Here is an 11,837-nt window from a genome sequence, read left to right as displayed (position 1 = left end):
TCTCTATGCAATAGATTTCTGCATAGAGATTTTTGTGTATATTGGTCATCGTCAATCAACTTCAATCATTCAAATTACTTCGAATAAAAGTTAACTGTATAATAGGGTGCACCGTTATCCTTAAAGCAGACACCGACAAAAATATGTGTAAATTCTTTTCTTAAAATATTTATACGATGTCCTTTTGAATTCATCAATGCTTCGTGGGCAAATATACTATTGGGTTGACCTTGTGCTATATTTTCGCCATACCAATAGTGATTAACTCTACCAGCAGTGAGGCGGTCATTTGAATGATTACCCTTATGATCTTCATGACTAAAAAATTGGTGTGTAATCATATTGCTACTATGCTGCCGAGCAATAGGGTTACATCTTTTATCATAAATGAGTGGTTGCAATCCTTCTGTAATCCGCTCATGGTTAATAAGATCAACCATTAAATCTTCAAGTCCTGTTCGTAGTTCATTGGAAGGCTTACCATAATAACCACATTTACTTACTTCAGTATTGGCATTAATCCAAATAATAGAACGAACAATATTGTTTTTGTGTAAATCATAGAAAAAAGTAACATAGTGATCAGCTATCAAATAGGTTCCGTGTGTAGTATTACCGTCACAATCATTGTAATCGAGCAAATAACCTGTATTTTGATAGTGAATAGCTCTAAGTGGAAGACCGTATTTTCTATTCACATCTATTCGATTAGCACCGATAGGAATACCAAATACGCTATGCCCAGTGCGTGTTTCATATCCTCCGACCTCGTTGGAATTATGCCTTCCTACGAGGGAAAATTGGGAGTAGTCCATCTCTACTCGGTGCCACTTCATTTTATATTCACTTTGAAAACTGGATAGTGACAAAGTTTTTTGTGTATTTGTTATTTTTGTACGAGCTGACTTATTTGAATGGAGAGCAGTATTCGTCCATAGAGCCATACTAAAACCAACCATTATTGGAGCTACTTTACGTAACAACATATTTAAACCCTCTTCTAATAATAAATTTATAATGAAAATCTATCAAAATAATAAAAGTTCTATAGATATAAAATACTATATTTTTGTCTCGTTAACGATGCTAAAATCCTGGAACTTTCCCTACTATATGGCTTGCCATCTAAACGTGGGTTGATTTCCGTTCCGGTTGGGCGCTTTGTTGTTGCTGTCGCTACGCTTTCACACAGAGCAAAGCTTCCTGGGGGCGTCCGATGAGCCGGTTGGGCCAACAGATGTTTTTTGTGCGAAAGCGTAGTGCTAACGTAGCGGCAGCAAAAGGGTTTCATTCTGTGCGAAAGCGTAGTGCTAACGAAGCGACAGCAACAGCACCGATGTTGGCCACGAAGGCGTTATCACAGAACGTGATGGTTTTAGCCTTCGTTCCTCAATTTGCTGATCCCCAAGGAGTCGCCCAGCCGACACTCCAATCAACTTATATACAAGGTAAATTTTTCTCTCGAATTTTTATGCTGAGTCTACTATATTGCTTTTGTTATAAGAGGGCCATGAAAGTACTATTTTTACAAATACTTTTCTCTCATTAAAAGAAATTTTCTTAATAAGGAATTTTTTTGTGTTTTAATAGAATAATAGAGGAAATTATAAACTAGGGGTAAAAGATAGAAAATGAAGCCAAATCAAATAAAGTTAAAGTATTTAATCATGGGTGTTGCCATGGCTGCTTTTTTCTTAACAGGAATCGGTAGTATTTGGAATGGTTACCGTATGAATGTTGACTCGATTAAAGAAAATACGCTTGAAACGAATCGAGTATATGCACAAAAATTAGCAACAACCGCAAGTTCCTATCTTGAAGAAGCTTTTCAGACTTTAGGATATAGTGCCAGTACGATAAAGACGAAAATGTATGATAAAAATGCATTGATTCAGGAAACTGAGCGTTTGAAAAAGCAAAATAACATGTTTAACTCTGTACTTATTACAAATGCAGAAGGTCATGTATTATCTATTTCACCACCATCTGAGGAGGTTCAAGGTAAAGTATTAACTTCAGTTGGAGCGAAAGAGGCTTTATCTAAAAGGGAACCTCTTGTCTCGAAGCCTTATAAGGGAATTACAGGGCGTCTCCTTATTTTTATATCGTATCCTATATTTTCAGGGACAAATGAATATTTAGGAATGGTAGCTGGGACAATTTATTTAAAGGAACGAAATGTTTTTAATGAATTACTCGGAGAGCATTATTATCATGATGGTTCATATGTGTACGTAGTTGATTCAGATGGGCGCGTTATCTATCATCAGGACCCAAGTCGGATCAATGATAGCGTTATTGATAATGAAGTTGTTCAAGCAGTGGTTTCTGGAAAAAGCGGGGCTCAGCAAGTAAAGAATACTAAAGGAGTTGAAATGCTTGCGGGTTATAGCGCTGTACCTTTAGCAAGCTGGGGAGTAGTTGCTCAAAGACCGTTAAAGGTAGCATTGGCTCCTTCATTTGATAGAGTGCAGGATGTAGCTATAAAATCCATTCCGCTTATGCTAATTTCGGTTTTTATTGTCCTTTGGATGGCAGCACGTATAGCTAATCCCTTACAGCAATTAGCTACTTTAACAGAGGAGAGCATGGAATCGAAAAATGTAGAAGGCTTGAAATCTGTACGTAGTTGGTATTTTGAAGCGCACTATCTAAAAAGTGCACTCATTCGGAGTTTAACATTTTTACAGGGCCAGGTGTCCTATTTTAAAGATCAATCTACAACAGATCCGTTAACGGGTGTAACTAATCGTCGCACAATGGATGCGATGCTAGCTGAGTGGCTTGAGAACGATTTGCCACATGCCCTAATTTTACTTGATTTAGACCATTTTAAAAGTGTCAATGATACGTATGGGCATGCAGTAGGTGATAAGGTATTACAATTTTTAGCTCAAAATATGAAAGCAGTCGCTCGTGAGGGAGATGTTTGCTGTCGATACGGTGGTGAGGAATTTGTGATGTTATTGCCAACCACTACTGCTGAGGAAGCGGCACAGGTGGCTGAACAACTCCGCGATATGTTGGCACATACTACAAGTCCTTGTGGTCGCCCAGTTACATTATCAGCAGGAGTTGCAGTGTATCCACAAATGGCTGACACGACAGAAAAGTTAATTGAAGCAGCGGACGATGCGCTGTATCTTGCAAAACAAGCTGGACGGAATAGAGTCATGGTAGCAGAGCAAGAAAATAAATTAAAAAATGTTTTAAAATAAGCATACATTTCTAATTTTTGGGGTACATGATTAATGGAACGATCATTTGGGCAAGCTACTTTTAAGTCATTCCCCATATGACTTGTATTTCCTGTTCAAATGATACGTAAACTCGGGACACATCTCTCGATCGACTTGACAAGATGTAAGGTTATCCCCCTTTCCCTTATGACATCGCAAGTACGACTAGATGTACGCCTATATATCGTTAAGGCCAAGTAAGCACCGATGCTCCTTGGCTTTTTTATATGGGGATAAAAACTGAAATTGTTCCGATAAAACGAGAAATTATTCCGATAAAAGCCAAAATTGTTCCGATAAAATGATATTTTGTTCCGATAAATCTTCAAAGTATACATATAAAAATGAATTCATCACAATAACGTTCCGACCGAGTCGCTTCGTTGTTGCTGTCGCTTCGCTTTCGCACAGAAAACATCCGCTGCGCTCCAGGGTCTAATATCCCCAATGAGTCGCCTAGTCTTCACTCCTAACTTTGATAACAAACTTTTTATTACCGATTTTTGTTAACGATTTTCTTCCAGAATTTTAGAATTATCTATGAAGGTTCACTATATACCTGTCGATATAAAGGGTATGATGAAAATGATATTTTGAACGTATCAAATACATAGATGAAAGGAAGAGTGGAATGGATAAAACAAAAGTCCAAAAAGTGAATAAAGCACTTATAGCAACTGTGTTTGCTACTAGTGGGATTGCTGTTGTAGTGCCACCACCACAAAAAGCAGCTGCTGCGGCTAATTCACCATTCACGGATATTGACCAATATTCAAGCCATTACGACAATATTTTAAAATTATACTCACAAGGTGCGATTAGTGGGTATGCAGATAAAACCTTTCGGCCAGATCAAAATGTAACACGTGGTCAAGCAGCAAAAATGCTGGCAACTGTTTTAAACTTAGATTTAAAAAATGTACAAGATCCATACTTTAAAGATGTCCCAAAAAGCAGTGAATACTACAAGTATATAGCCGCATTACAAAATGCAGGAATCATGGGTGGATATTCAAATGGTACATTTATGCCTAATGAAGTAATTACGCGTGGGCAATTAGCGAAAATTTTAGTGCTTGGCTTTAAGTTTGAAGTAGCATCTAATTACAACCATAGTTTCAAAGATGTAACTAGCCAAACAAGCAACGCTATTTATATTCAAACTTTAGTAGATTTAAAGATTACAGAAGGGACAACACCTGTCACTTTCTCACCATATAATGCGGTAACACGTGGACAAATTGCATCCTTTATTGTGCGTTCACAAGAGAAAAAGGGCAATGCCACATCTTTTAAAATTACAGGTGTTGAAGACGATTATGTCTACATAAATGGTGAGCCTTACTCAGTACCGAAAAGTCTCTCGGATATTTTTAACGAAGATAATGCCGCGGTATTAAAAGGTGCACTTATTGAAGGGGATCTTTCAGGCAAAACCATTCGCTCTGTTTCGAAGCTAACATTGAACGCTAGCGGGACAAGCTCAAGATTTCTAGAGTTTGATGGTAATCATGGGTCCTTTGGTGCGACAATCGTTGTCAATGGGAACTATATTGAATTTTCAAATGTTACATTGACTGGTACAATGCTTGTTAATGAAACAGTACGTCCACCTTTACAATTAGGCGTTTCCTACTATAAGCCATTATCGCTTGGCCCTATAGCAAGCACAAATACGGCATTTATCAATTGGTCTAATCCAGATAATCCAACTGATGAAGGCTCGTCCTCGTCCAATAACGGTCCGACAACAGATCTTCAAAATTGGACAGATCAGAATTCCGACAAGAATCCTGATAAAAACAAACCATTTGTGAACTGGTCTAAAGATAAAGTGACGATGAAAAATGTTGAAAAACATATTGAATTTTATAACAGCACTGTATCACGCCTAGTTGTCTCTCAAAGTGGTACAAAAATCGAAACAAATATGAAGCTACCACGTGTAGACATCATCGGGACTGTTCGTGAATTTGAGATTCAAGGAAATATCGGTACACTAAACCTTGATACAGAAACGAAGCTGACAATTTACGGAGACGGCAACATCGACTGGATTAACTACAATAGCTATACAGATTTAGAGCTATATCTAGATGGTCGTGTAGGTGTTCTGTATGTTGATAATGTATACGGTTGGGTTGATATTGGAGATTACACGTATATTGACAAAGTGATTATACCGAAGGGCGAGGGACCGAATAATATCTTCGACGACTTCTTAGAGGATAAAGATAATATTGGCAATATTGTAGATGAAGACGGTAAACCAGTCGATAAAGACGATATCGATAATCAAAAACCGGCTGATAAAACAAAACCTTTAATCGACATTACGAATGTAACAGTTCTAAATGGTAGTGATGTTCAGGTAGACTTCACTTCAGATAAAGTTGGAACTTACTACTATATTGTTCGTGAAAAAGACGCTGAAGCACCAACGAAAAAAGAAATGGTAAATCGTATTTCTACTGACAATGTGGCAAATGGAACAGGCGCAGCGGTGAATGGTAAAAACACTATTAAAATCACTAATTTAGGTGAGAAAAAAGAATATGTCGTTTATGTGATGGTTGTTGACGGGGCGAAAAACGTTTCGGATATTAAATCACAATCATTCCAAATGAAAGATGGAACACCGCCAGTTGTTAAATCTTTAACAGTTACACCTTTACATGGTGGTAAACGTGCAGAGTTTACATTTACAGCGAGTGAACCAGGGGACTATTACTACTATGTACGTAAAAAGACAACTGCAGCTGATCCAACAACAGCAGATATTGTTGCTAAACCAACAGGTAAGGGCAAGGCAGTTGCAGGGAAACTTGGAATTACTGAAATACTTACAGGCTTAGAGGCTGAAACAGAGTATCAACTTTATGTAGTGATGAGGGATGATTCAGGCAACTATTCAAAAGATCCTGCTGCAGTGAAGGAATTTAAAACGGACTTACTTGATAATATCAATCCATACGTTGAAAAGACAAAGCTTGAACCTGCTGGAAAGGAAAATCAATTCTACATTTATTTAAATGAAGCATTAGATCCTGAAAGCGCACGAAATGTAAATAACTATGATTTATCAGGAACAGTTATCGTCAATACGACAGGACAGAATAAAATTAAACCTTCTGCTGTAGAGTATAAAGAAGGCGATAAGAAAGTATTATTAACAATCCCATCTGAAACAGGTTTTGTCTATGGTGATACATTACGTGTAACCGTATTACCAGGTGTTAAGGACTTAGCAGACAATGAATTTGAAAATGCCAATACTGTTGAACCTGGTAAAAATGTTCGAAACTATGCAGAATACTTACATGAAAAACTTGATATGCCTGTTATTAAGATTGAAAATGTAATTAATAAACCAGACGAATCTGATAATTTTAAACGAGTTGAAGTTGAATTCAAGCCAAATAAGGCTGGTACGTATTATTATATGGTTTTACCTGATACTGTCGTAGACGCGGGAGAAACAAAAACGTTTAAGCAATATCTAGACGATAAAGGCATTACAGAACGTGATTTTGTTAATGAATTTGCATCTAATCCAGCGCTAAAATCAGGCTACTTCCAAATAGGTGGAAAAGATATTTATATTGAAATTGGCTCTGGTCCGGCAGATTTAGAGGAACCTACAAAGAAATTCCCAATTACTATTTCCAAAGACAAGCTTAATCCATTCTCAAGCTATTCTGTTTATATGGTATTAAAGGATCGTGGCGGAGAGATTTCGAAAATAACGTCGAAAGAAATTATTGGTGACACGAAAGCACCGTTAATTTCTCGTTTAGAAGTGAAGTCTGGGACTGCAAAAGAAGGTCCTGATGATACGAAAGCTACTGTAAGTTTCAGTACAGATGAGACAACAAAGCTTCATTATTGGTTCGTACCTAAGAAAAAAGCTGACGGAACAGATAATCCAGATGCAAATTTAACTATTGACACGGCAGCAGAAAGAAAAACATTAGAAGACAAACTTAAAGCAAGTCCTTCAGTCACAAAAAGTGGAAAAGGCGAGTCAGGAACTTTAGATATGACAGGAGTTACTTTAACACCACATACTGAATATGTTGTTTATTTAGGCGCAGAGGATACGTATGGTAACTTTACTGTTTATAAAGCCAATACAACCGGAGACAATCATGATGAAACGAATACTGGTTGGATGAGACAAGATTTCTATTCCGATGGCACACCGCCACGTTTTGAAATGACAGTCGATAAAGAAAAGAAAAAAAATATTGTCTATCGTAATCCAGATAGTACATTTACGATTTCATTCAGTGAAGCTATCATGCGTGATGAAAAAGGCGATTCTTCAATAAAAGATCTAAGCTTATTAACAATTACTGACGAGTCCGGTCAAGATATAACTTCACAATATCAGTTTGTTAAGTATACACAAGGTGAAAAAACAACTAATGAAAGCCAGTTAATTATTAAACCAACTGCCTCAGGTACGGCGGATAAAACATTTACCGTTAAGATGAAAGATGAAGCACGTGATTTCATTTTCAATGATAAAGGTAATAAGTTTGATTTAGCTGACTTCGGTAAGTATGTATATCAAGGTAAAGATGCATATAACACGATGAGTTATGCTAACTTAACAGGAAATATTGGCGGCGTACCATCAGAATATAATTCAACAACAATGGATGTTTCTATAAATATTCTGACACTGCTTGAATTAAACCAAGAATATTTCTATGCGGTTACTGCTGCGAATAAAACAACATTAGATCCACAATTAATATTAGATAGTGTTAAAAACAATAAACCAGCCGATAATGGAATATTATCATTTGGTAAAGGATCAGTAAAAAAAGCAGCAGATGGTAGTGCAATTTTACCTCTTGTAGCTAATCCATCAACTGATCCAGGGATTAAGAATGTGTTTAAAACGGGTCAAAGAGTATTCTTATTCACAAAAGATCAATATGGAAATATTGTTTGGGCTTATCAAAAAGAGACAAATGGTACAGGCCATACCCCACAACAATATGTGGAAATTCAGTATTCACCTAAACCATAAAAAAGAGGAAAAGCTAGAGAATTCTTATGTTGAATTCCCTAGCTTTTTTTCATCAAATATTAACAACTACAAAGCAGTATACCCACCATCCACAGTAAACACGCCTCCTGTAACAAAAGAAGAAGCCTCTGAAGCTAGGTATAACGCTATTCCACCTAATTCATCTGGTGTCCCAGGTCTGCTCATAGGGGTTAGGTTCATCCAAGTATCAATCATGTCTCCACCTTGTTCAAAATAGGGCTTTGTCAGCTCTGTTTTCATGTATCCTGGAGCAATTGTATTCACTTTTATATGATGCTTTGCCCATTCCATTGCTAAACTTTTCGTAAGCATAATCACACCGGCTTTTGATGCGTTATAAGAAGATTGGCATTGTGGAGTATTAGCAATGATGCCAGACATAGAGGAGATATTCACGATAGATCCTCGTTTTTGGTCAATCATTACTTTGCCAACAGCTTTTGATACTAGAAAAACTCCATTTAAATTGATATTGATTACTTTATTCCAATTTTCAAATGACATCTCTTCGGCTTTTTCATGAATTGTGATGCCAGCGTTATTGAATAGAACATCAATTTTACCGAAATGGTCCATTACCTTGGTTACCATATCATTGACTTGCTTTTCATTGGTTACATCCATTTTGATCGCAAGAGCGTCTATTCCTTCATTACGCATGAATTGATCAGCTGTTTTCTGAGCTGCCTCCAGATTTACATCTGCTATGACGATATGCGAGCCGGCTTGTGCTAAAGCAAGAGCCATTGCTTTTCCTAATCCCATAGCACCTCCAGTCACAATAGAAACCTTATCTTTAAGACTAAATCTATTTAAAATACTCATTATTTACACTCCTTATTTGATGTTACCGCTTTCATAAATAGGGATACATCTAAATTTAATGTGCAATTTCGATTGTTTGACTGTCATCTGTAGATGATTTGCCGATGTTTTGATCAACCTTCATGAAGAATGTCAGTATAAAGCCAACTATATATAATATAGTAAGTGTCCATATAGCCCCTTCAACACCAGCGATCGGCACAATTGCTGTTACAATTGCTGGTCCAACAAAGTTACTTAAACCTGCTGATAAATTGTGCATGGACACTGCTGCACCTTTATGAGATGGTTCCAGTGTTGGGAAAATAGCCGACATTGGTACGAACGCAGCAATGGCAAATCCAAAGAATATAGCTACAAATAAGCCAACCCAAATATTTGGTCCATAGGATATTGGTAAATAGTAAAAAATTAATGTAGCGATAGCCATACCTATACAGCCAAACCATCTTACTTGTCTAACCCATCCAAGTTTATCTCCAAGAATACCCCACATTAAGTTTGTGAAAATCGTTGTTGCATAGACAGCTCCCCAAATGCGTAGCCATTCGGACATCGTAAATCCGATTTGCTCTGTAAAAACAATTGGTAGTATAACGACAAAACCAAAGAGGGAGATTTGGTTAATAATACGTACAGCTGAAGCTATTACGATTTGTGGGTTTTTCGCGATTGTAATCCCTCTTAGTAATTCTCGAAGTGGTCCTTCATTTGTCGTATTTTGCTTATAACTATTAAAGTCATCTTTTATTAAAAACATCGCCATCAAGCCACCAATGGCAATAAAGAGAATTGCCGACCATAATGTACCCATAAACCCGATTGCAGGAATTGAAAAGCTTGGCAAGTATGTACCAAAAACTCCTACCCCCACAGAATACATACACCAAAACCAACCCATTGCAGAAGCTAATCTTTGTTTTGGAGCGGCATATGCAATCCAAACTACAAAGCCGTAAATAAACATCGGATAGGCAATTCCTCGTATTCCATACATGATTAGCATCATAGAATAGTTTTTTGGTTCAAGGCCTAATGTTAAAAAGCCAATATGGAAAATAATCCAAAGTACAAAACCGATGATCATAGTACGACGTGGCCCAGTTATTTCTGCCAATACTCCTGAAAGCCAAGAAGCTATGGCAACAGTGAGTCCATATACTGTAAAGACTAATGAGGCTTGTTGAGTAGAAAACCCTAAATCAACTATATATTTTGATAAAAACGCTTGTTCAATTCCATCGCCTGTCATAAAGAACGCAATAGCAATATATCCCCAAATTAATGCAATTGGTAAACCAAAAATTTGCTTTGAAGGAGATGCAGTTAAGCTGTGATTCATAATGTTTCCTCCTTAATCCTTTTTATCATTACGCTTTGACATTATTGCCTTACAGTTTTGAATGTGCTAAAAACCTACAAAGTGTAGGGGAGTCAGCTATTTGTTCAGACAGATTAATTACCCTCGTGACCAGAAGACATGGCATTCTAGTTTACTAAATATTATTTAGCCATCTATATAATGGCCGACATTCTGCAACAAAGAGCATGTGCTAAATTGCAAACTTCGAAGTGCTTTTTAAGAGGGTTCCTAATTCTTTTTGGTCAAACATTTTATTTGAATAAGAAACCTTTTTTATCTACGGTATTAAAATAACCTTTAAAGAGCCGTCTCCGCTTTTTACCATTTCAAAGCCTTTCTTAAACTCTTCTAGAGGAAGTTTATGAGTAACTACCCCCTCGGTAGGGAGTGCACCAGATGCAATTCCATTAATAACATTTGGATAACAGTAAGGTCCTAAGTGTGCACCTAAAATATCAAGCTCTTTACGATCGCCTATAATACTCCAATCGACGGTTACCGGACTTGAAAATACACTGAACTCCACAAAGCGCCCAAGCTTCCGGATGGCATGTAAGCCCTGAATAACACTAGTGGGTGCACCAGTTGCTTCTATATAAACATCACATCCATAACCCTCTGTCATATTTTTAATTTCCTCCACTACATTGACCTTTGAAGGGTTGAGAACAATATCTGCCCCAAATTGTTTGGCAAGTTCCAATCGATCATCTCGTATATCTAAAACTACTAATGTACCAGGACTTCGTAGTTTCGCAGCTGCTACCATTCCTAGTCCAAGCGTTCCAGCACCTGAGATGACAACAAAATCTCCTATTTGAATATTACCTCGATTTACTGCATGCATAGAACAAGCATAAGGTTCAATTAGAATAGCTTTTTCAATAGGTAAATCATGAGGAACTTTATGGTTAATAGCATTTACCGGAAATTTCATATATTCGGCCATTCCACCATTCACATTGAACTGAAAACCGTATATATCATGCTTTTCGCACATCCAGTATTGACCACGTTTACAATATCGACAAGTATTACAAGGTACAATTTGTTCTGAAATAAGGCGGTCTCCAATAGAAAATTCTGTCACGCCATGACCAATCTTGACAACCGTTCCTACAAATTCATGGCCTGGGATGACTGGAGTTTTTACATAACTAGGTTGACCATCTTCTCCTCCCCAAAACATTGGTGCTCCATCCCAAGCCTTTACATCGCCTGCACAAATACCACAGGCTTCTACTTTAATCAGGACTTCACCTGCTTCCGGAGATGGTACATCCACAGTTTCAAGTAAATATTCGCCGGGACCATGGCATACAACCGCTTTCATTTTACTAGCTACATT

7 protein-coding genes are annotated in these 11,837 nt (G+C 37.3%); 3 read left to right on the top strand and 4 right to left on the bottom strand.

The genetic code is table 11. The features are described 5' to 3' along the window. Positions 1 to 74 precede the first annotated feature (74 nt). Positions 75 to 986, bottom strand: a complete 912-nt coding sequence (locus ACIQ7T_RS23250; RefSeq protein ID WP_370079633.1) for a CAP domain-containing protein — start codon at positions 984 to 986, stop codon at positions 75 to 77. A gap of 230 nt (positions 987 to 1,216) precedes the next feature. Here ACIQ7T_RS23250 and ACIQ7T_RS23245 point away from each other — a divergent pair, with 230 nt between their 5' ends. The 3 genes from ACIQ7T_RS23245 (at position 1,217) to ACIQ7T_RS23235 (ending at position 8,280) form a co-directional block, all read left to right on the top strand. Next, on the top strand, positions 1,217 to 1,549 hold the full coding sequence (locus ACIQ7T_RS23245) for a hypothetical protein (protein ID WP_402873920.1): 333 nt from the start codon (positions 1,217 to 1,219) through the stop codon (positions 1,547 to 1,549). A gap of 82 nt (positions 1,550 to 1,631) precedes the next feature. Further along, positions 1,632 to 3,218, top strand: coding sequence for a diguanylate cyclase (locus tag ACIQ7T_RS23240; protein ID WP_370079635.1), 1,587 nt, complete (start codon positions 1,632 to 1,634; stop codon positions 3,216 to 3,218). A gap of 652 nt (positions 3,219 to 3,870) precedes the next feature. After that, a complete protein-coding gene (locus tag ACIQ7T_RS23235; protein ID WP_402873917.1) occupies positions 3,871 to 8,280 on the top strand; it encodes an S-layer homology domain-containing protein in 4,410 nt (1,469 codons plus the stop codon). A gap of 66 nt (positions 8,281 to 8,346) precedes the next feature. On the opposite strand, the gene ACIQ7T_RS23230 is transcribed toward ACIQ7T_RS23235, so the two are convergent. The 3 genes from ACIQ7T_RS23230 to ACIQ7T_RS23220 form a co-directional block, all read right to left on the bottom strand. After that, positions 8,347 to 9,126 carry an SDR family NAD(P)-dependent oxidoreductase gene (locus tag ACIQ7T_RS23230; protein ID WP_370079639.1) on the bottom strand — a complete coding sequence of 260 codons (780 nt, stop codon included), beginning with the start codon at positions 9,124 to 9,126 and terminating at the stop codon, positions 8,347 to 8,349. A 55-nt stretch (positions 9,127 to 9,181) separates the two neighbouring features. After that, positions 9,182 to 10,468 (bottom strand): MFS transporter, encoded by a 1,287-nt coding sequence (locus tag ACIQ7T_RS23225; RefSeq protein WP_370079641.1) that lies wholly within the window; start codon positions 10,466 to 10,468, stop codon positions 9,182 to 9,184. Between the two features lie 298 nt (positions 10,469 to 10,766). Then, positions 10,767 to 11,822, bottom strand: a complete 1,056-nt coding sequence (locus ACIQ7T_RS23220; protein ID WP_370079696.1) for an alcohol dehydrogenase catalytic domain-containing protein — start codon at positions 11,820 to 11,822, stop codon at positions 10,767 to 10,769. Positions 11,823 to 11,837 lie beyond the last annotated feature (15 nt).

It is taken from the genome of Lysinibacillus sp. NPDC096212 (assembly GCF_044763105.1).
Classification (GTDB): Bacteria; Bacillota; Bacilli; order Bacillales_A; family Planococcaceae; genus Lysinibacillus.
Note: the sequence above shows the minus strand (reverse complement) of the source record. Positions and strands in the feature narration are given on the sequence as shown.

Coding starts and splice junctions, on each gene's coding strand:
- ACIQ7T_RS23250 (WP_370079633.1), bottom strand. CDS start 986: ATGTTGTTACGTAAAGTAGCTCCAATAATGGTTGGTTTTAGTATGGCT.
- ACIQ7T_RS23245 (WP_402873920.1), top strand. CDS start 1,217: ATGAGCCGGTTGGGCCAACAGATGTTTTTTGTGCGAAAGCGTAGTGCT.
- ACIQ7T_RS23240 (WP_370079635.1), top strand. CDS start 1,632: ATGAAGCCAAATCAAATAAAGTTAAAGTATTTAATCATGGGTGTTGCC.
- ACIQ7T_RS23235 (WP_402873917.1), top strand. CDS start 3,871: ATGGATAAAACAAAAGTCCAAAAAGTGAATAAAGCACTTATAGCAACT.
- ACIQ7T_RS23230 (WP_370079639.1), bottom strand. CDS start 9,126: ATGAGTATTTTAAATAGATTTAGTCTTAAAGATAAGGTTTCTATTGTG.
- ACIQ7T_RS23225 (WP_370079641.1), bottom strand. CDS start 10,468: ATGAATCACAGCTTAACTGCATCTCCTTCAAAGCAAATTTTTGGTTTA.
- ACIQ7T_RS23220 (WP_370079696.1), bottom strand. CDS start 11,822: ATGAAAGCGGTTGTATGCCATGGTCCCGGCGAATATTTACTTGAAACT.